Raw genomic sequence first — 20679 nt, forward strand, 5'->3', positions numbered from 1 at the left:
GCGAATACACGCAGTGTCGCCCAATATACGTTTATGTACTTTTTCGTACGGCATTGGGCTGCACGCACCACCGCGGTCCGCCCTGCGAACGACGACCCGAACGACGGTCCAACGGCCCACGGTGTGGAGAGTCCGACATGACCCAGAGCCCCGCCACCCCGCTGCCGTCCCCGAAGGAGTGCCGACGGCTGCGGGAGGCGCAGGATCTGACGCAGGCACAGGTCGCAGCGAAGGTCGGCGTCACCCGCGAGACGGTCAGGTCCTGGGAGACCGGCCGCACCACCCCGAGAGGCAGCAAGCGCGCAGCATACGCCCGACTGCTCGCCGCCGCCCCGGCCCGCACCCGGCCGCCGAACTCCTCCGCCAAGAGCCGCTCGGGCACGTCCCGTACGGCCAAGGCGCACGGCGGCGGCAAGCCGCACGGCTCGAAGTCGGTGGGCACGGAGTCGGTGAGCACGAACGACATGGACGGCACGGGCGGCACGGGCGTCACGGACGGCACGGGCGTCACGGACGGCACGGGCGGCACGGACGGCACGGACGGCGCTGGCGTTACGGGCGGCGCTGGCGGCACGGGCGGCGCTGGCGTTACGGGCGGCGCTGGCGGCACGGGCGGCGCTGGCGGCACGGGCGCGGAGCCGGTGCCGGTCGGCGCGAGAACCGGAGCCGAGGACGAACGGGCGGACGAGCGGGCGAACGCGACGGCCGGCGAACCCGTGACCGAACCGGCGAACGGATCGGCGAGCGCACCCGCGGCCGACGGATCCCCGGGCGGCTCGGCGACCGGGTCCGGGCTGACGCCCGATCAGGCCTTCGACGCCCTGTACGCGTTCACCTCCCCCGCCCTCGTACGCCAGACGTATCTGCTCACCGGCCGGCGGGCGCTCGCGAAAGAGGCGGTCGAGCGGGCCTTTCAGCAGGCCTGGGAGCGCTGGCCCGAAGTGGCCGTCGACCGCGACCCGGTGGGCTGGGTGCGGGCGGCGGCGTACGAGTACGCGCTCTCGCCCTGGCACCGGCTGCGGCGCAGACACCGGCAGCCGGACGTCCCGCCCGCCGAGGCCGAGGACCGCAAGCTGCTCGACACCCTGCTCAGCCTGCCCGCGCCGTACCGCAGGACTCTCGTCCTCTACGACGGCGTCGGGCTCGACCTGCCCGAGACCGCGGCCGAGACGGAGGCCTCCACTCCGGCGGCGGCGCACCGGCTCCTGCACGCCCGCGAGGCCGTCGCCGAGCAGCTGCCCGAGCTGTCCGACCCGTCCGAACTCCAGCGCAGACTCGACGAGTTGGCGCGCGCCGAGAAGCTCGGCTCCGGCCCCGCCCCCGTCGTACGACAGGGCGGAGAGCACCGCTCTCGGTTCTGGACGCGGGCCGCGATCGCGTTCACGGCCCTGATCATCGGCGCCTCGGCGCTCGCCCTCGCCACCTCGCCGCGGCAGTACGAGCCGGTGCCCGCGCCGGGGGCGCCGATCAGCGGGGTACCGCCGCTGATGGGGCCGGGGCCCCTGACCCCGCAGGACAAATGGCTCCAGCAGAAGCTGCAGTCCGCCCCCGGGAACGGGCCGGAGCGGCTCGCGCCCGCGATCGAGTGACGATGGAGGACGCCTCCCCGGAACGTACGCGGGCCCGCACCCCTGGAAGAGGGGTGCGGGCCCGCGTACGTATGAGCGCTGGTCAGCCGTTGAGGATGGCGCGCGCCAGCTTGGCCGTCTCGGTCGGGGTCTTGCCGACCTTGACGCCCGCGGCCTCGAGGGCCTCCTTCTTGGCCTGCGCGGTGCCGGAGGAGCCGGAGACGATGGCGCCGGCGTGGCCCATGGTCTTGCCCTCGGGCGCCGTGAAGCCCGCGACGTAGCCGACGACCGGCTTGGTCACGTTGGCCTTGATGTAGTCGGCCGCACGCTCCTCGGCGTCGCCGCCGATCTCGCCGATCATGACGATCAGGTCGGTGTCGGGGTCGGCCTCGAACGCGGCGAGCGCGTCGATGTGCGTCGTACCGATGACCGGGTCGCCACCGATGCCGACGGCGGAGCTGAAGCCGATGTCACGGAGCTCGTACATCATCTGGTACGTCAGCGTGCCGGACTTCGAGACCAGGCCGATGCGGCCCGGCTTCGTGATGTCGCCCGGGATGATGCCGGCGTTGGACTGACCCGGCGTGATGAGGCCGGGGCAGTTCGGGCCGATGATGCGGGTCTTGTTGCCCTTGGCCTTGGCGTACGCCCAGAAGGCGGCCGAGTCGTGGACGGCGATGCCCTCGGTGATGACCACGGCGAGCGGGATCTCGGCGTCGATGGCCTCGACGACGGCGGCCTTCGAGAAGGCCGGGGGCACGAAGAGGACGGAGACGTTGGCGCCCGTCTTCTCCATGGCCTCCTTGACGGAGCCGAAGACCGGCACGGACGTGCCGTCGAAGTCGACCTCGGTGCCGGCCTTGCGCGGGTTCACGCCGCCGACGATGTTGGTGCCGTCACCCAGCATGAGCTTGGTGTGCTTCATGCCGGTGGCGCCGGTCATGCCCTGGACGATGACCTTGCTGTCCTTGTTGAGGAAGATAGCCATGGCTGTTCTGTCCCTCGTCCCTTACTTCGCGGCCGCGAGCTCGGCGGCCTTGTCGGCCGCGCCGTCCATGGTGTCCACGCGCTGCACCAGCGGGTGGTTGGCGTCGCTGAGGATCTTGCGACCCAGCTCCGCGTTGTTGCCGTCGAGGCGCACGACCAGCGGCTTGGTGACCTCTTCGCCCTTGGACTTGAGCAGCGCCAGGGCCTGCACGATGCCGTTGGCGACCTCGTCGCAGGCGGTGATGCCACCGAAGACGTTGACGAAGACGGACTTGACGTCCGGGTCGCCGAGGATGATCTCCAGGCCGTTCGCCATGACCTCGGCGGAGGCGCCGCCACCGATGTCGAGGAAGTTGGCCGGCTTGACGCCGGCGTGGTTCTCACCGGCGTACGCGACGACGTCCAGAGTGCTCATGACGAGACCCGCGCCGTTGCCGATGATGCCGACCTCGCCGTCGAGCTTCACGTAGTTGAGGCCCTTGGCCTTGGCAGCAGCCTCGAGCGGGTTGGCTGCGTCCTTGTCCTCGAGCGCCTCGTGCTCCGGCTGACGGAAGTCGGCGTTCGCGTCGAGCGACACCTTGCCGTCGAGCGCCAGGATGTCGCCGGAGGCGACCTTGGCGAGCGGGTTCACCTCGACGAGGAGGGCGTCCTCGGCGACGAAGGTGTCCCACAGGGTCACCATGACCTCGGCGACCTTCTCGGCCACGTCGGCCGGGAACTTCGCCTGCGCGACGATCTCGCGGGCCTTCTCGATGGTGACGCCGTCGTTGGAGTCGACCGGCACCTTCGCGAGCTTCTCGGGGGTCGTCGCGGCGACCTCCTCGATGTCCATGCCGCCGGCGACGGAGGCCATGGCCAGGAAGGTGCGGTTGGTGCGGTCGAGGAGGTACGAGACGTAGTACTCCTCGACGATCTCGGGAGCCGTCTCGGCGATCATCACCTTGTGGACCGTGTGGCCCTTGATGTCCATGCCGAGGATGTCCGTCGCGCGGGCGACGGCCTCGTCCGGGGTCGCCGCCAGCTTCACACCGCCGGCCTTGCCGCGGCCGCCGACCTTCACCTGCGCCTTGACGACGGACTTGCCGCCAAGCCGCTCGGTCGCCTCGCGGGCCGCCTCAGGCGTGTCGATGACTTCACCGGCCAGCACCGGTACACCGTGCTTGGCGAAGAGGTCCCTCGCCTGGTACTCGAACAGGTCCACGCGCGTCCGTCCCTTTTCAGTGGTATCGCGTCGATCGCGGCGCGGCAGTCACTTCCGTTGCGTGCTGTCGCTTCGCGTTCTGTCACGTTCGTTTTCTGCGTGGGCGTGCCGCGAAGGGCAACGTGACTGCGCTGTCACTGAGGGAGGCGTACACGGTGTCCGTGGACGCGGCATGTCCGTCTCGCAGGTTATCGCCGTGGGACGTAGGTCCCTAAATCGCAGATCACACTCCGGCGGTGATTACGGTCACAGAATCCACGCCCCAGCGGCGCTGCCGCTTCTCGCTGACTGGTCTCACGCCCCCGGGCGGGTGCCCTCCCCCCTCCCTCTACGTCCGCGGGAGGGCTAGCCCGATGGGGTGCCCCCACCCACTCCCCTCACATCCGTGGGCGGGGCGCTCCCTCCCCTCGCCCCCTCAGCCTTGGGTGGAGCTGGTGGCGCCTGGTGGGGGCAGGGGAGGGGGCTGGTCTTGGCCGGGACGGCCGTTCCTGTGGCGGGGCCAGCCCCTGGCCGGGACAACTGGCCGGGACAAAAGGCTGGGGCGGGGGCTTGGGACTGGCTCACACCTCAGGGCACGGTGTGACGCCGCAAGCTGTGAGGGCGGGGGTGGCTGGGGTCCGCTGGAGGCGGGGCTCGTCTCGGGCTCGTCTCGGCTATGGCCGAGGCCGTGTTCCGGATGGGGCTGTCCGACGGGGTCGCCCCTGGACCGGAAGGGAAGGGAAGGGAAGGGCTGCCGAATGGCCAGTGCCTGCTGGTGGCGGGGCCGGTCCCGGTGAGGAAACGCCTGGCTGGCGGGGCCGGTTCCGGTGAGGCAACACCCTGGTGGCGAGGCCGGTTCCGGTGAGGCAACACCTGGGCGGCGAGGCCGGTCCCGCTGAGACAACACCTGGGCGGCGAGGCCGGTCCCGCTGAGACAACACCTGGGCGGCGAGGCCGGTCCCGCTGAGACAACACCTGGGCGGCGAGGCCGGTCCCGCTGAGACAACACCTGGGGCTGCCATCGCGCATTCGGGCTGCCGGGGCTGCGAGGGGCCCCGACAGGGGCGCGGGGAACTGCGCGATCAGCCACGACGGCGCAGCAGCCGAACAACCGGCCGGGGTCCGGGGGCTGAAATTCAGCCCGTCCGGCGTTTGAGGACGAGCGCCTCAGCGCGATACGGGGTCCGGGGCGGAGCCCCGAGGCAGGGTCCGAGGCGGGGTCCAGGGGGGCAGAGCCCCGAGGCGGGGTCCCGGGAGGGGCGGCGGAGCCCCGAGGCGGGAGCCCGGGGGCGGCAGCCCCGAAGCAAGGCAGGGGCGGCAGCCCCGAGGCGGGGTCCAGGGGCGGAGCCCCGAGGCCGTCCGGCGAGGAATTCGGGAAGGGGCGGGGTGGGGAAGAGCCAGGCCCGTCCGACCTGAAGGCCCGCGCCCCGCCTCGGCGCAAGAGCCTCGCCCCGGCGAGCCGGGGCAACAGGGGCCGGCCAGCCCCCGCGCCCCCGACCCGGACCCGCACCCCGAGCCGGACCGAACCTCCTCAGGCAGCGGCCCGGCCCGGGTGAACGTCGACTCAGATACCCGTACCCGAGAGGAAGTTCGGCGTGATCGACGTGGCCGTGTCCTGGACGCCGGACACCACGTTGCTGACGAGCGGCGCCGCATCCTGGGTGACCGTACCGGTGAGGTCCTGCGCGAACGGCTGGACGTCAGCGGTCACGTTCTGCGTCAGACCGGTGGCGCTGCCGCCGACACCCTGACCCAGCGTCTGCACCTCGCCGACGATGCCGCCGACAGCAGGCTTCACGTCCTCCACGACCGCACCCGCGAACGGCTGCACCTCACCGACGACGCCCGCCGCGAACGGCTGCACGTCGACGCTGACGTCCTGGACCAGGACACCGGCGTCGGACACGGCCTGACCGGCGACCGGCACGACCGACTCGACCGCGGCGGAGGCCAGCGGGGGCAGCACGGCCTTGGAGGTCTCGTCCACGATCGGCGAAGCCTTGGTCACCGCGCCCTGGGCCGCACCCTGCACCTGCCCCGGAGCCTCGGCGACCAGGCTCTGCGCCTCGCCCTGGACCTGCAGGCCCGCGCCCCGCACCTGGTCGACCCGGCCCTGGACCTGGTCCTGAACCTGGCCCGGCGCCTGCGCGGCCAGCTCGGGGGCGAAGGCGGAGAGCGGGCCGAAGAGGTAGTCGACCTGGCCCTGCGCCTGACCTGCGGCGTCCGTCGCACCCCGCAGGTCCTGCACGCCCGGCAGGTCCGGGGTGCCCGGCAGGTCCGGGGTACCCGGCAGGTCCGGGGTGCCGACGGCCGGGATCGCGCCGTACGCCGGCAGCTCGCCGTCGACGTGCAGGCGGGCCTCGTCCGCGGCGTCCTTGACGTCGCCGACCTGCCCGGCGGCGCCCTCGACCTTGCCGGTCGCGCCCTTGGCCTGGCCCGCGGCGCCCTTGGCCTGCGCGGCGGTGGACTTGGCCTTGCCGGTCACGCCGTCGGCCTTGTCGGCGATGCCCTCGGCCCGCTCCTGCACGCCGGAGACGGTCGACCCGACCTTGCCGGTGACGCCGTCGACAACGTCGGTGTCCGTCACGTCGGCGAGCGTGTCCTGGACGCCCTGGACCGCTTCGACGTCCACGTCCGGGGTGCTGATGGGCAGCGAGGAGTCGGGCAGCTCGGCGGCGTTGGCGCCCGCGGCGCCCATCGCGATGACGCTGGTGGCGCCGGCGGCGATGACGATCGAACGGCGCAGGTTCCGGCTGCTGGTGACGGCCTTGCTGGGCTTGCTGTGCTTGCTCATGCTTGCGTCGATTCCTTCGAATTCGAGGGGGTCGGGAGCGCATGGGAAGGGGGCGCTCCCTGGATGGGCAGACCTGTCCCGCCCCCGCGCGGCAGGTCCAAGGCGGGGGAAGGCCTGCCCTAACCCGGGAATTCGAGGATGTCGCGGTGCCTGTCACGCGTCGGGTGGTACGCCGTGGCGGCGCCCTCCCCGGCCACGAGCCGGAACGGGGGAACGCCCGTCACCGTCGTCGCGTGCAGCTCGCCGTGCCGCTGCGCACCGCCGTCGGACGCCGACTGCCCGGCGATGCCGTACGGGCCCTGCGGGTCGTCGGACGGCAGCTGCGGCTGCTGCCGCGCGTCCCGCCCTGCGGCGTCGTGCGCCTGCCCGGCCGCGACGTTGCCGCCGAAGCGGTCCCACCGCTGGCACGCGAAGGCCGACCGCACCTTGTGCGCCGCGCCGTCGTCCGCCCGCGCACCGTGCTCGCGCTCCTGCGGAACGACACGGTCCGGTACGGGCTGCGTGGCGTCGCCGCCCGGCCCGATCTCCCCGAACTCCGGCAACGACGGCCGGGGGAACGGCGATTCGGGCAGCCTCCGCGCGGCCTCCTCGGCCAGCAAACCGAGCGGGTTCGCGACCGTACGGGTCAACTCCCCCGTCACGTACCGGGTGAGGGACACCGCGGTGGAGGTTGTGGTGGAGGTCGCGACCGAGGTCGCGGTGACCCCTGCCGCCGACGTGCTGTCGACCGCCGCCCGCACCGTGTGCCGCAGAGCGGCCCGGGGCCCGAACTCTGAATCAGCTTCGGAATCGGAATCGGACACAGGCTCGGATGCGGACGTGGCCGTCGGCTTGGACGCGGGCTTGAAAGCCGCGGTGGCCCCCGGCTCGGATGCGGGCTTGAACGCCGACTCGTAGCCGGGCTCGGGCTCAGACTCAGCGGTCGGGTCCGCCTCGGTCGGCTCCGAACTGCCCGCCCACTCGGACGGCCCGGCGGTCGAAGTCGCCGAGGCCGAGGCTGACTCGAACCCGCCCCGGGTCGAAGTCGCCGAGCCCTCCGTGGAGCTGACGGTCCTCGAGGCCTGCGGAGCGTCGACCGCCTCCGCCGCCTGCGCCCGACCGCCGAACAGCAGCCCGAGCGCCAACAGCGCGCCCAGGAAGAGGCCCACGCGCAGCGCACGCCGACCGCCCGCCGAGCGCGCCATGCGCTGGGCGGCGGGAATCGCGGCTGCGGCAGTCAAGTTCGGGGAGCCTCCTAGTAAGCGCCCGATACTTGCATGCGACGGCATGCGTTGCGCAAGTCCCCTGTGACTGATGAGTAGCCATGTCCGGAATGGCCGTTCAGGGCGCTCCGGGATGATTCAGCCACCGTTCACCAGGCGTTGGACAAGACGTCGCACCAGGCGCTGCACGAGGCGTTGCACAAGGCTTGGTCGAGGTGTTGCGCAAGGCTTGATCGAGGTGTTCAGGCCGCGTCCGGTATCGGCAGTGGCCGCTTCTCGATCGCGGCCGCCATCACCTCCGGGAACAGATCGGGCGTGCAGGCGAACGCGGGCGCACCGAGCCCGGCGAGCGCCGCCGCATGCTCCCTGTCGTACGCGGGCGCCCCCTCGTCGGAGAGCGCGAGCAGTGTCACGAACTGCACGCCCGCCGCCTTCATCGCGGCGACCCGCTTCAGCATCTCGTTCCGTATCCCGCCCTCGTACAGGTCCGAGATCAGCACCACGACCGTGTCCGCGGGGCGGGTGATCTGCGACTGGCAGTACGCGAGCGCCCTGTTGATGTCCGTGCCCCCGCCGAGCTGGGTGCCGAACAACACGTCCACGGGGTCGTCCAGTTGGTCCGTCAGGTCGACGACCGCCGTGTCGAAGACGACGAGCCGCGTGGCGATCGACCGCATCGACGCCAGGACCGCGCCGAACACCGAGGCGTAGACGACGGAGGCGGCCATCGAGCCGGACTGGTCGATGCAGAGGATCACTTCCTTCTTCACGGACTGCGAAGCCCGCCCGTACCCCACGAGGCGCTCCGGCACGACCGTCCCGTACTCCGGCAGGTAGTTCTTCAGGTTGGCGGCGATCGTGCGGTTCCAGTCGATGTCCCGGTGGCGTGGCCGGCTGATCCGCGCGCTGCGGTCGAGCGCACCCGTCAGGGTCGCCCGCGCACGCGACGCCAGCCGCTTCTCCAGGTCCTCCACGACCTTGCGCACCACGGCACGCGCGGTCTCCTTCGTCGTCTCCGGCATCGCGTGCTTCAGCGAGAGCAGCGTGCCGACCAGATGCACGTCCGCCTCGACGGCCTCGAGCATCTCCGGTTCGAGCAGCAGCGCGGACAGGCCGAGCCGCTCGATGGCGTCGCGCTGCATCACCTGCACCACGGACGACGGGAAGTACTTCCGGATGTCGCCGAGCCAGCGCGCCACCGACGGGGCCGACGCCCCGAGCCCGGCCGAGCGGTCCCTGCCCTTCCCCGCCCGGTCGCCCTTGCCGTACAGCGAGGTCAGCGCGCCGTCCATCGCCGCGTCCTGCCCCTGCAGCCGGCATCCGGTCCCGTCAGCCGCATCTCCGCCGAGCACGAGCCGCCACCGCCGAAGCCGCTCCTCGTCGCCGCCTTGCCCGTGCTCCGGCACGCGTTCCGGCACGCGTTCCGGCACGCGTTCCGGCACGCGTTCCGGCACGCGTTCCGGCAGGTGTCGCCGATCAGCCTGCGGCTCGGCTTCCCGGGTCGCTTCCGGTGCTTCTGCGCCTGTACGTGTCATGCGGGCGCCTCCGTGAGGTCGCGAACGGCTGAGGCTGGGGCTGGAGCCGAGGCCACGGCCGGGCTCTGGCTCGTGGACGAGGTCGCGGTCGCGGTCGGGTTCAGAGTCGCGGGGTTCGGTGGTGCGAGGCCGAGGAGCAGGTGCAGCACCGGCAGCACCGCGTCGGCCCGCTCCTGGTCCGGTTCCGCCGCGAAGCCCCGTATGCCGGTCGTGGCCGTGATCGCTTCGGCCGCTCCTCCGGGCCCGCGCCGCACCAACTCCCCGAGCGTGCGCCGCACTCCGGCCTCGTACGCCGAGAACGTACGGCGCAGCAGTGGCAGTACATCCGTGAACGCCTCGGCCGGCACGGACGTCAGCCAGGCGTCGACCAGGCCGAGCAACCGGTCGTCGTGGATGAGCAGCATGCCGCCGCCGGTTCCTCCGGAACCACTGCCGACGAACCCCTCGATCCACGCCGCCGCGTCGGCCGGCGCCGCCCCGGGCGACAGTGCGAGCCCCATCAGCCGCGCTGCCTCCGGGTGCTCCAACTCCCCTTCGTCCAGGAGGAGTCGAACCGCTCGCCCCCGCACCTCGCCCGGCACGGTGTCCCGCCCGGCAAGGACCCGGAGGACGGAGTGCCAGCGGCCGCGCACGGCGGTCGTGGTCGCGCCGTCCGGCGGCGTCGGCTCGGCGAGCAGGCCGACCGCTGTGTGCACCGCGTCGACATGGCCTCGCATCTGCGCCCCGCCGTCGGCGTCGAGCCCGGCGCAGGCCGGCGGCAGGCCGACGAAGATGCGCCCGGCGAGGCCCGCGGCGACCTCGGCGAGTGCGCCGGTGTCCGTGCTGCGTACGTCGCCGTAGCGGAGCGAGCGGACCAGTGCGGGCAGGGCCTGGGCGAGGTGGCCGACGTCGGTGTCCAGGGCGGCGCGGTCGGCGAGCACCTGCATCACCGTGGGGAGCGCGTCCGGGAGTTCGGCCAGGAGGCAGCGCTCGGCGAGCGCGGTGACGTCGGCGAGGGCCGGCGCCGAGATCGCGTCCGACTCGGCCTTCGCGGTGGCGGCCGCGAGCACCGTGGTTCCCCAGATTCCCGCTTCGGCGACGCGGACCGCCAGCTCCGGCTCCCAGCGGAGCCGCCAGCTCTCGCGGAACGTCCCGGTGGAGCTGCGCCCCGTGGCCGACGGCTCGCCCCAGCCGACGCCGAGGAGCCGCAGCCGGTGCAGGAGCCTGCTGCGCGCGGCGTCGGTCTCCTTGCGCAGATCGAGGTCCAACTCCCGTTCCAGCGCCTCGGGTTTGAGGCGCAGCCGCCGTTGCGTCCGGCTCAGGTCGCGTTGCAGCGGCACGGCGGGCGCCGCCTCCGGGACCTCGCCGAGCACGTCCCCGACGACGAGCTTGTCGTGCACCAGCGCCAGCGGCACGTCCGAGCCGTCGCACATCACGGCGCGGACCGCGTCGGTGGTTTCCGACAGTCCGGGCAGCGGGCGGCCGCGCATCACGGCCAGCGTCTCGGCGAGCCGTACGGCCTCGATGACGTGCGCCGACGACACCGCGCGGTCCTCGTCCCTGAGCAGCCCGGCGACTCTCGTCATCCAGCGTTCGACGGGCCGGTCCGGTGCGCGGAACAGATGCGCGTACCAGCCCGGCGAGGCGATGCCCGCCCCGTACCCGCTGGCCCGCGACAGTCTGCGGTGTGTCCAGGGCACCCACGTCATGTCGACCTTGGTCTTGGGCAGCCCCTTCAGCACGGCCCGGTCGGCGGTCACAGTCACCTTGGCGGCGAGCGCGGGCACGTGCCAGGCGCCGCACACCACCGCCACCTCGTCCCCGAACTCCTTGCGCGCCGCGCGGAGTTGGAGCCGCATGTACGCCTCGCGCGCCGTGTCGCGGGCGTGGCCGCCGTCGCCGTACCGCTCCCGCAGCGCGCCCATCGCGTCGGCAAGCGCGGCGAACGGGGCCAGTGCGTCGTCGGCCGCGGCCCGGTGCTCGACCACGTCCTCCCACCAGCGCTCCGGGTCGTCGTACCCGGCGGTCTCCGCCAGGACCGCGAGCGGGTCGATCCGCAGACTCCGCCCGTCCGGATCGCCCTCCTGTCCCGCGGCTTCCTGACCGGCCTCCTGCCCTGCAGCTTCCTGACCGGCGGGCTGGCCGGGGTGGCCGGGCTCCGTGCCCGAGCCCACATCCACCTGCGGGTTCGGCCTCTCCCCCGGAGGATCGCCCTGAGCCTCGTCCACGGCCTGGTCCGGGTCCGGGTCATCCCCCGGCGGCTGGGCCAGCGAGTGGGCGGCCGGCAGGTCGATGAACCGTACCGGCACCCCGCGCTCCACAGCCCAGCGCAGCGCCACCCACTCCGGGGAGAACTCGGCGAGCGGCCAGAACGCCGAGCGCGCCGGGTCGTCCGTGACGTGCGCAAGGAGCGCCACCGGCGGGCTCATCCCGTCGTCCCCGACCAGCGCCACCAGGGCGTCCGCCTCGGGCGGCCCCTCGATCAGCACGGCACGCGGCACGCACGCGTCCAGCGCTTCCCGTACGGCCCGCGCCGATCCGGGGCCGTGGTGGCGCACCCCCAACAGCCAGGGCCCGTCCGTCCGTTCACCTTCGTGGTTCTGCGGGGCGCCGCCCCCACCCCCGTGCAGGGCGGCGCCCCTGTCCTTGGGCCGGGCGCGCGGGCCCGGCGCCGCTTCCGCGAAGCCCCTCACGCGCTCACCTCCCGGCACGCGCGGTAGAAGTCCTTCCAGCCCTCGCGCTCGCGGACGACCGCCTCCAGGTACTCCTGCCAGACGACCCGGTCCGCGGCCGGGTCCCGCACCACGGCGCCGAGGATCCCCGCGGCGACGTCGGCCGGCCGCAGGATCCCGTCGCCGAAGTGGGCGGAGAGAGCGAGGCCGTTGGTGACGACCGAGATGGCCTCGGCCGTGGAGAGCGTGCCGCTGGGCGACTTCACCTTCGTACGTCCGTCTGCCGTGACTCCGTCGCGCAGCTCGCGGAAGACCGTGACGACGCGGCGGATCTCGGCGATGCCGTCCGGAGCCGTGGGCAGGTCGAGCGAGCGCCCGAGCTGGTCGACGCGGCGCGAGACGATGTCCACCTCCGCCTCCACGCTCTCCGGTAGGGGCAGCACGACCGTGTTGAAGCGGCGGCGGAGCGCGCTCGACAGCTCGTTCACCCCGCGGTCGCGGTCGTTGGCCGTGGCGATCAGGTTGAAGCCGCGCACCGCCTGCACCTCCTGCCCCAACTCCGCTATGGGCAGGGTCTTCTCGGACAGGATCGTGATCAACGTGTCCTGCACGTCCGCCGGGATGCGGGTGAGCTCCTCGACCCGCGCCGTCATCCCCTCCGACATGGCCCGCATGACCGGGCTCGGCACGAGCGCGTCCCGGCTGGGGCCGTGGGCGAGCAGCTGCGCGTAGTTCCAGCCGTACCTGATCGCCTCTTCCGGCGTGCCCGCCGTGCCCTGGACGAGGAGGGTCGAGTCTCCGCTCACCGCGGCCGCCAGGTGCTCGGACACCCAGGTCTTCGCGGTGCCCGGAACGCCGAGGAGGAGCAGGGCGCGGTCCGTGGCCAGGGTGGTCACCGCGACCTCGACGAGGCGGCGCGGGCCCACGTACTTCGGCGTGATCACCGTGCCGTCCGGGAGTGTGCCGCCCAGCAGGTAGGTCGCCACGGCCCACGGCGAGAGGCGCCAACGCGCGGGCCTCGGGCGGTCGTCGGCCGCCGCCAGCGCCTTCAACTCGTCCGCGAACGCGTCCTCGGCATGCGGCCGCAGCGCTGCCGCGTCGTCCTTCGGACCGTTCACGGCGGTAGTGACGGCGGTGTTGACGGACACAGTCATGGATCCCCCTCCAAATGCGCAGGACTGAGCACCTCGACAGATCACCGGGGCCGCGGCCCGAGCTGATCGCCGGTTGTGGTCTCCACCGTGCACCACGCCACTGACAATCGACCGTCGTCGCAGGTCAGAAGGGAAGTGGGCGTGGGTGGAGAGGAAGTGAGCGCGGCGAGAGGGGAGTTGAGGCGGCGGTGAGGCCGGGCCGAGGCGAGGCCGGGGCGAGGTTCGGGCGAGGCCAGTCGCCGGCGAGGCTCGCCGCAATCGCCGTCGATCTACGTTTCCGCAGGTCAGGGTCGATTGTCAGTGGCGGGCTCTAACGTCGCAGACATGAATCAGCAGGGGGTGCGCTGGACGGCTGATCAGGTGCTCGCACTGGCTCCTGACGTCGCGTCGCGCAAGGCGGGAAGCAAGCTCGGCGCGGCCGGTCCGTGGTCCGAGACGGGCAGTTCGAGCGAGGGGGCGGTATGGGGACTGTGCAAGGGCAGCGGCAGCAAGCCGTACCAAACGGTCGTGGACACCACGGGCCCTGCGTACAAGTGCAGTTGCCCGAGCCGGAAGTTTCCGTGCAAGCACGCGCTCGGCCTGCTGCTGCTGTGGGCGGAACCCGACGGCGCGGACGGCACGGTTCCGGACACGCGGCCGCCGGAGTGGGCGGAGCAATGGCTGGCCGACCGCCGCAAACGAACCGCCGCGACCGGAGGGGACCAGTCAACTCCGGCTACAGCAAAGGCCGGTGACGCCGAGGCCGCCCGCCGCAGGGCGGAGCGTCGGGCCGAGCGGGCGACGGCGGGGGCGACCGAGCTGGAGCAGCGCCTGACCGACCTGCTGCGCGGCGGCCTGGCCGACGCCGAGCAGGCGGGGTACGGGCTGTGGGAGGAGACCGCCCGCCGCATGGTGGACGCGCAGGTGCCCGGACTTGCCTCGCGCGTACAGGAATTGGGGGCGATTCCCAGCTCGGGCGCCGGCTGGCCGGTGCGGTTGCTCGAGGAGTGCGCCCTGCTCCACCTGCTCGACCAGGCTTGGCTGCGGCGCGAGCAACTGCCCGAACCACTGGCGGCCACCGTTCGCGCACGGCTCGGCCTGCCCACATCGGCCGACGGCCCACCCGTCCGGGACCAGTGGCTGGTCCTGGCGCAGTACGACTCGGCCGAGGGCAAACTGACCACGCGCCGCATCTGGCTGCACGGAGTCGCATCGGGCCGCACGGCACTGCTGTTGTCCTTCGGAGCCGCAGGCCGGGCACCGGAGCTCGCGCTTCCAGTGGGGTTCTCGCTGGACGCGGAGGTGTCCTCCTTTCCGGGAACCGGCCAGCTGCGGGCCGCACTCGGCGAGCGCTTCGCCGCGCCGGAGCCGACACCGCTGCGACCCGAGGCCGTGAACATCGCCGATGCCACGGCGGCGTACGGCATCGCGTTGCGCGACGACCCGTGGCTGGACTCGTGGCCGGTCACGCTGCGGGAGGTGGTGCCCGTCCAGGAGGACGAAGGCGACGGATGGCAACTGGCCGATGCAGACGGCAAGTTCGCGCTTCCACTCTCGGACAGAGCCGTGACGCGTCCTGGCCTGTGGAAGCTGGTCGCGATCTCGGGCGGCGCACCCGTCACCGTCTTCGGCGAGTGCGGACACAACGGCTTCACCCCTCTTACGGCCTGGCCCACGGAGGAAGCCACCGAGGCGATATCGCTGAGCTGAGCCGAGCTGGGCCGATCCGAACTGGGCCCAGCTGAGCCGGCCCGACTCCGGCTCCGGCTCCGGCTCCGGCTGGGCTCCTCGTACGCGGTGCCGCCCTGCCGACCGGCTCCCGCACTCCATCCTCTTCCGCAAGACTCGAAGCTCTGGAGCCCGTATGAACGCGATGGCCACCTCCAACAGCACCGCCCCCTCCGACATCTCCGACGCCCCGCCGGACGCGGGCACTGCCTGGGAAGAGCTCGTCACGTCCGCGCTGCTCGGCACCGACCGGCGCAGGCCGCAGGTGAGCGTGGGCCCCGGGCAGGACCTCCCCGGCGCGCTGCTCGACGCGGCGGCCGTGGAAACCGTGCGGCGCCGGGCAGGCCTGCGGCCCACGTCCGCCGCCGTGCTGCCCGAGCGTGCGGCCCCCGACACAAGGCCCCCACTGCCGGCCGCCGCCAGGCGACGCCTCGCCCTTCTCCTCACGGACCGGCCGGGCGCCGGCGGCGGGCGGCGCAGCACGGCCCCCGACCTGACGGAGCTGCTGCCGCAGTGGCTGGCGCTGGCCAACGACCACGGGTACGCCGCGCCCGCCGAGCTGCTGCCCGCCCTGCTCGACGCGGCCCGCGGGCGGACCGACCTGCGACCGCAGGCGCTGCGCTTCGCCGGTCCGCGGGCGCTGTGGCTGGCCCGGCTCAACCCCGACTGGAAGTTCGCGCTCCGTACGGCGCCGGGAGGCAAGGGGCTGCCCGACACCGGGGATGCGGAGGCGGTGCAACGCCTTTGGGAGGAAGGCCTGTTCGCCGAGCGGGTCGCGCTCCTGGCCGCTGTGCGCGTCGACGCTCCCGAAGTCGCCCGCGAGCTGCTCGGCGGCAGCTGGTCGACCGAGCGGGCGGAGGACCGTCTGATGTTCCTCGACTCGCTGCGCGCAGGGCTGTCCGACGGTGACGAGTCGTTCCTGGAGCGTGCGCTGTCCGACCGCAGCCGGAACATCCGGGCGACGGCCGCCGAGCTCCTTTCGGCCCTCCCGAACTCGGCGCTCGCGGCACGCATGGCGGACCGTGCGTCCTCCTGCGTGGCCATGGATCCGACGCGCAGCGCCATCACGGTGGAGGCGCCGCACGCCTGCGACGCGGCGATGGAGCGCGACGGCGTGGTGTCCCAGGCCCCGTCGGGCAGGGGGCAACGGGCCTGGTGGCTGGGCCAGTTGGTGGAGTCGACGCCGCTGGCCGCCTGGTCGGCTCGGCTTGGCGGACGCAGCGCCGAGGAGATCACCGCCCTGCCCGTGCACGACGACTGGCGGCCCGAACTGCACGCCGCGTGGTGCCGTGCGGCCGTACGACAGCGGGATGCGGTGTGGGCTCGGGCGCTGCTCGGCGTGCCGTCCGCGCCGGAAGCGGGCGGGCCCGGCGCGGTGTCGCTCGCCGAGCGGGCCAAACTCCTGGCCGTGCTCCCGGGGACCGAGCGGGCGGACTGGGTCGCCGGGTTCATCGACGCGCACGGCCTGTCCGAGGCGTTCCAGCTGCTCGGAGTCTGCACCCTGCCCTGGTCGGGCAAGCTGGGACGGGCCGTCGTCGACGCCCTCAACATCGCGCGGGACGCGGGCAGTTACCCCTGGAGCTTCAGCGGCGTGATGGGTCTGGCCGAGCGCTGCCTGGACCCGGCCGAGACCAGCCGCCTGGAGTCCCTCACCGCGATATCCGACGAACCGGAGGACGGCGCACCGGGCGCGGTGGGCTACTGGGCGGAGGCCTTCCAACGCCTCGTCGGCACGCTGAACCTGCGCGCGGCGATGGCCGCGGAGCTGACCCCACGGGAGGCGGTGGACATACCGGCCTGACGCCGAACCGGAGGAGGCGGGCGAACGGACAGGCCCGACGGCGACGACCGAGCGGCCGCCGCCTCACGACCTCACCACCCCGGGCTACCGCAGCCTCACGGCCCCACCGCTCCGGCGCCCGCCGGGCCACCCGACCACCCGGCTCGGCTACCCGGCCCGACCGCTCGGCCCGGCTGCCCCGCCCGGCCGTCGGCTCAGGCTCCGGCGGCCTGGGTGACGTTCGCGCGGACCCACTCCACGATCGAGGCCGTCGTCGCGCCCGGCGTGAAGATCTCCGCGACGCCCTGCTCCTTGAGGGGAGCGATGTCGTCCTCCGGGATGATGCCGCCGCCGAAGACCTTGATGTCCGCCGCGTCGCGCTCCTTCAGGAGCTGGATCACCTTCGCGAAGAGGGTGTTGTGGGCGCCCGAGAGGATGGACAGGCCGATCGCGTCGGCGTCCTCCTGGATGGCGGTGTCCACGATCTGCTCCGGCGTCTGGTGCAGGCCGGTGTAGATGACCTCCATACCGGCGTCGCGCAGCGCCCGCGCGATCACCTTGGCACCGCGATCGTGCCCGTCGAGCCCCGGCTTGGCGACCACCACGCGGATCGGACCGGCTGCCACACCCATCACTGCCTCCATGTACCGAGTTGCCCCTCCGGAGTCCGTCACCAGCCCCGAGATGTCTCGCGGAAGGTGAACCAGTAGAGGAACGATGTGAACGAACGTTATCTCCAGGATCCCGTACGCGGCAGTTTCGTGGTGGGGAGGGAGGGGGAAATCACATGGTGGGACACGTTCGCCGGGCGTTTCCACGGGGAGGGCGGCGAGACCGCCGCCCCGCGGGACGTGCACATGGGGAGCCGCCAGGAGATCGCTCCAGAATCGACAGATGCACGGCCACCGCGGGTGCTGGCGGGACAAGGCTCCGCAGGATCCGACACGGCGAGCAATGAGGGCACACGGGGGCGCGGAGGCGACTCCCGCGTGCGGTTCGGGGAGGTCGGCCGTGAGGGTACTGCCCGTACTGATGTCGACGCTCGAGTCCTGTCTGCGCCACCCCGGACTGCTGCACCCCGATCAGCATCTGCGGTTCTCCACCGCTCTGTTGAAGGCGTCGGCCCTGGAGCTGGCCATCCTGGCCGGGCATCTCCTCCTCTACCCCACGGGCATCCGGCAGGAGCGCCCCACCACGCCCCGCCGCCCGGCCCCCACTCCGAGAACCACCGCAGAAACCCCAAAGACCTCAGAAACCGCAGAAGAGGCCGACACCCTCAAGACGCCCGTACGACTGCCGAGTGCCACCGCCGATCGGCCCGTCCTGCTGCTGCACGGCTTCGTCGACAACCGTTCGGTCTTCGTGCTGCTGCGCCGGGCCCTGGCCAGGGAGGGGCGGCAGCACCTCGCGTCGCTCAACTACTCGCCGCTGACGTGCGACATCCGCGGCGCGGCGGAGCGACTCGGCCGACATGTGGAGGAGACCTGCGAACGCACGGGGCAGCCGGTCGTGGACGTCGTCGGGCACAGCCTGGGCGGGCTGATCGCCCGCTATTACGTGCAGCAACTCGGCGGTGACGTCCGGGTGCGGACGCTGGTGACACTCGGCTCGCCGCACGGCGGCACCGCAGCCGTGCCGTTGATGAGCGCGCACCCGATCGTGCGTCAGATGCGGCCGGACTCCGATGTGATCCAGGAGTTGAGGCAGCCCGCCCCGCACTGCAGGACCCGGTTCGTCTCCTTCTGGAGCGACCTCGACACGGTGATGCACCCACTGGAGACGGCCTGCGTCGACCACCCCGACCTCCTCGCGCACAACGTGCAGGTGACCGGCGTCGGGCACCTCGCCCTACCCGTGCACCCGGCGGTCGCGGCCGGCATCCGGCAGGCGATCGACGCGGAGGAGGACATCGCACCGGCCGGGGGCTCGACCGCGACAGTGGCCTGAACAGCGACCTGAACAGAAACCTGGACCGAGACCTGAACAGAGACCTGAACAGCGACCTGAACAGCGGGCCGAGCGGCGGACGACAGCAGCCACCGCCGCTCGGTCCGGCATCCGAGACGACGTCGAGGCGTCCGATGGTCGAACGATCTCCGAACGCAGCGCCAAAGCTCCGCCCACAGTCCACCGAAAGGCGGCCGATTGCCCGTTTCCTGATGCCGGGAAACCTCCCGAAGATTGTCGCCGTCGCGTACCGCCGGGTACAGTCACCGAACTGCTCTGCCCCCTGCTGTCGAGGCGAAAGAGAAGTTGGTGAACGACCAGCACGGCTATGCCGCCGGTTACGACGGCTACACCACCGGTGCCTTCGACACCACCTCTTTTGACGCCGACCCGCTGTTCGGCACGATGCCGGGCGAGACCGGCTCGTACGACGCCGGACAGAGCGGTCAGTGGGACAGCAACCAGTGGGCGTCGGGCGGCCAGGCCGCCTACGACCCGTACGCGGGCGGCGCCACCCAGCAGGCCGGGATGCAGACCGGACTGCAGGACACGGCCCTGCACGACAACACCCCCCATGACGCGGGCAGTTACGCGACCGGCAGCTACGACACGACCGCCATGTGGGCGACGGGCGGCTACCAGCCCCTCGCCGACATCCCCGCGCAGCCCGGACCGCAGGCCGCCGAGCAGTGGGACGCCACCGGCCAGTGGCAGAGCCCGAACTTCGAGCAGCCGACCGGCCTGGAGCACGGGCAGACGTACCTGGAGACGGGCGCGTACGACGCCACCGCGTGGAACGTCGACGGAGCCACGCCTTCCGCGCCGGCCGGCATGCCCACCGATGCGTACGACGCCTACGGCACGACGACGTTCGGCGCCCAGAACTTCGACGCCCAGAACTTCGACGCCCAGAACCTGGACGCTCCGAACTTCGACTCCTCGGGCTTCGATTCTGCGGGCTTCGATTCCGTCGGCTTCGACGGTCAGGCCGCGGCCGGCGTCGGCGTAGGGTTCGAGGCCCAGGCGTTCGACACGCAGAACTTCGACGCCCAGAACTTCGGCGCTCCCGGCCTCGACCCCTCCGGGCTCGACGCTTCGGAGTTCCAGACCCAGGCCTTCGACGCCTCGATGTTCGGGCAGGCCGAGCACATCGAGAGCGTCGGGCACGTCGAGAACGTCGAGCAGCCGCTTCACGACGAGCACGCTGCAGCCGAACATCCCACCGCCGGGCCGGAGTTCGACCAGGCGGCGGGCTTCGGCCACGACGGCAGCGGGCCGTCCCTGCCGGGCCAGGTCGACGCGGCGGACGCAGCCGACGCCGCCGACGAACCGCTCGTCGCGCCGGTCGACCCCGCCCCCCGCAGCCGCAGCCGCCGTCGCGCCCCCGCCAAGCGTTCCGCGCTCCTCACGGTCGCCGTGCCCTCCGTGTGCGCGCTCGGCGTCGCAGGCATCGCCGCCGCGTCCGTGGCCGGCGGCATGAGCGACGAGTCGGCCGACACCCAGACGCAGGCCGCGCCCGACCCGACTACGGTCAAGCCGTCCACGGCCAACAACAAGCTGGACACCCAGCTCGCCAATCTCTCCGCGGACGCCGACGACTTCGCCGACCGGGCCAGCCGTACGCAGGAGCGCATCGACCTCAAGGAGCGCCAGGAGGCCGAGCGCAAGCGGAAGGCCGCCGAAGCCGCGCGCAAGGAGGCGATGCGCCCGAAGTTCGCGTTGCCGGTGGAGCAGCGCGGGCTGAGCTCGTACTACGGACAGTCCGGCATCAACTGGATGTCCACGCACTCGGGCATCGACTTCCCCGTCTCGTACGGCACTCCCGTCATGGCCGCGGCGGACGGCACCGTGCGTACGCAGTGGAATCCCGCGTACGGGAACATGGTGATCGTGACGGCCGCCGACGGCACCGAGCTCTGGTACTGCCACCTCTCCAGCACGAAGATCCGCAGCGGATCCGTGAAGGCCGGCGACACCATCGCGTACTCCGGTAACTCCGGTAACTCGACCGGCCCGCACCTGCACTTCGAGGTGCGCCCCGGCGGCGGCTCGACGATCGACCCGCTTCCGTGGCTGCGCAGCCACGGCCTCGACCCGACCTGATCGGTCCCGGCCTGGCCCAGACCGTCCGACGCAGCCCCGGGCAGCCCCATCAGGGGCGGCCCGGAACCGGC

13 protein-coding genes are annotated in these 20679 nt (G+C 72.5%); 5 read left to right on the plus strand and 8 right to left on the minus strand.

Going from position 1 to position 20679, the window contains the following annotated elements; all coding sequences use genetic code 11:
* Positions 1-137 precede the first annotated feature (137 nt).
* On the plus strand, positions 138-1589 hold the full coding sequence (locus QIS96_RS16855; protein WP_282543422.1) for a helix-turn-helix domain-containing protein: 1452 nt from the start codon (positions 138-140) through the stop codon (positions 1587-1589).
* 82 nt (positions 1590-1671) lie between these two features.
* On the opposite strand, the gene sucD is transcribed toward QIS96_RS16855, so the two are convergent.
* The 7 genes from sucD to QIS96_RS16890 form a co-directional block, all read right to left on the minus strand.
* Positions 1672-2556 (minus strand): succinate--CoA ligase subunit alpha, encoded by an 885-nt coding sequence (gene sucD / locus QIS96_RS16860; protein ID WP_282543423.1) that lies wholly within the window; start codon positions 2554-2556, stop codon positions 1672-1674.
* 21 nt (positions 2557-2577) lie between these two features.
* Entirely contained in the window at positions 2578-3756 is a 1179-nt protein-coding gene (gene sucC, locus QIS96_RS16865; RefSeq protein WP_282543424.1) for an ADP-forming succinate--CoA ligase subunit beta, read from the minus strand.
* 1543 nt (positions 3757-5299) lie between these two features.
* The gene (locus QIS96_RS16870; RefSeq protein WP_282543425.1) at positions 5300-6529 is read right to left on the minus strand and encodes a hypothetical protein; all 1230 of its coding nucleotides are present in this window, start codon (positions 6527-6529) and stop codon (positions 5300-5302) included.
* Between the two features lie 119 nt (positions 6530-6648).
* On the minus strand, positions 6649-7749 hold the full coding sequence (locus QIS96_RS16875) for a hypothetical protein (protein ID WP_282543426.1): 1101 nt from the start codon (positions 7747-7749) through the stop codon (positions 6649-6651).
* A 224-nt stretch (positions 7750-7973) separates the two neighbouring features.
* Entirely contained in the window at positions 7974-9266 is a 1293-nt protein-coding gene (locus QIS96_RS16880; protein WP_282543427.1) for a VWA domain-containing protein, read from the minus strand.
* Positions 9263-11875: a DUF5682 family protein gene (locus QIS96_RS16885; RefSeq protein WP_408907203.1), complete on the minus strand. Its 2613-nt coding sequence runs from the start codon at positions 11873-11875 to the stop codon at positions 9263-9265. Before QIS96_RS16885 ends, QIS96_RS16880 begins: the two co-directional genes overlap by 4 nt.
* Before the next feature lie 59 nt (positions 11876-11934).
* Positions 11935-13071: an ATP-binding protein gene (locus QIS96_RS16890; RefSeq protein ID WP_282543428.1), complete on the minus strand. Its 1137-nt coding sequence runs from the start codon at positions 13069-13071 to the stop codon at positions 11935-11937.
* A gap of 324 nt (positions 13072-13395) precedes the next feature.
* Here QIS96_RS16890 and QIS96_RS16895 point away from each other — a divergent pair, with 324 nt between their 5' ends.
* Both QIS96_RS16895 and QIS96_RS16900 read left to right on the plus strand, forming a co-directional pair.
* The gene (locus QIS96_RS16895) at positions 13396-14760 is read left to right on the plus strand and encodes an SWIM zinc finger family protein (RefSeq protein ID WP_282543429.1); all 1365 of its coding nucleotides are present in this window, start codon (positions 13396-13398) and stop codon (positions 14758-14760) included.
* Between the two features lie 163 nt (positions 14761-14923).
* The gene (locus tag QIS96_RS16900) at positions 14924-16579 is read left to right on the plus strand and encodes a DUF5691 domain-containing protein (protein WP_282543490.1); all 1656 of its coding nucleotides are present in this window, start codon (positions 14924-14926) and stop codon (positions 16577-16579) included.
* A 194-nt stretch (positions 16580-16773) separates the two neighbouring features.
* On the opposite strand, the gene QIS96_RS16905 is transcribed toward QIS96_RS16900, so the two are convergent.
* Positions 16774-17190 (minus strand): cobalamin B12-binding domain-containing protein, encoded by a 417-nt coding sequence (locus QIS96_RS16905; RefSeq protein WP_282543430.1) that lies wholly within the window; start codon positions 17188-17190, stop codon positions 16774-16776.
* A gap of 379 nt (positions 17191-17569) precedes the next feature.
* On the opposite strand from QIS96_RS16905, the gene QIS96_RS16910 reads away from it, so the two are divergent.
* Both QIS96_RS16910 and QIS96_RS16915 read left to right on the plus strand, forming a co-directional pair.
* Positions 17570-18505, plus strand: a complete 936-nt coding sequence (locus tag QIS96_RS16910) for a lipase family alpha/beta hydrolase (protein WP_282543431.1) — start codon at positions 17570-17572, stop codon at positions 18503-18505.
* 309 nt (positions 18506-18814) lie between these two features.
* Positions 18815-20608 (plus strand): M23 family metallopeptidase, encoded by a 1794-nt coding sequence (locus QIS96_RS16915; RefSeq protein WP_282543432.1) that lies wholly within the window; start codon positions 18815-18817, stop codon positions 20606-20608.
* Positions 20609-20679: the final 71 nt, after the last annotated feature.

It is taken from the genome of Streptomyces cavernicola (genome assembly GCF_029968035.1).
GTDB classification, from domain to species: domain Bacteria; phylum Actinomycetota; class Actinomycetes; order Streptomycetales; family Streptomycetaceae; genus Streptomyces; species Streptomyces cavernicola.

Coding starts and splice junctions, on each gene's coding strand:
- QIS96_RS16855 (WP_282543422.1), top strand. CDS start 138: ATGACCCAGAGCCCCGCCACCCCGCTGCCGTCCCCGAAGGAGTGCCGA.
- sucD (WP_282543423.1), bottom strand. CDS start 2,556: ATGGCTATCTTCCTCAACAAGGACAGCAAGGTCATCGTCCAGGGCATG.
- QIS96_RS16870 (WP_282543425.1), bottom strand. CDS start 6,529: ATGAGCAAGCACAGCAAGCCCAGCAAGGCCGTCACCAGCAGCCGGAAC.
- QIS96_RS16880 (WP_282543427.1), bottom strand. CDS start 9,266: ATGACACGTACAGGCGCAGAAGCACCGGAAGCGACCCGGGAAGCCGAG.
- QIS96_RS16890 (WP_282543428.1), bottom strand. CDS start 13,071: ATGACTGTGTCCGTCAACACCGCCGTCACTACCGCCGTGAACGGTCCG.
- QIS96_RS16895 (WP_282543429.1), top strand. CDS start 13,396: ATGAATCAGCAGGGGGTGCGCTGGACGGCTGATCAGGTGCTCGCACTG.
- QIS96_RS16900 (WP_282543490.1), top strand. CDS start 14,924: ATGGCCACCTCCAACAGCACCGCCCCCTCCGACATCTCCGACGCCCCG.
- QIS96_RS16905 (WP_282543430.1), bottom strand. CDS start 17,190: ATGGGTGTGGCAGCCGGTCCGATCCGCGTGGTGGTCGCCAAGCCGGGG.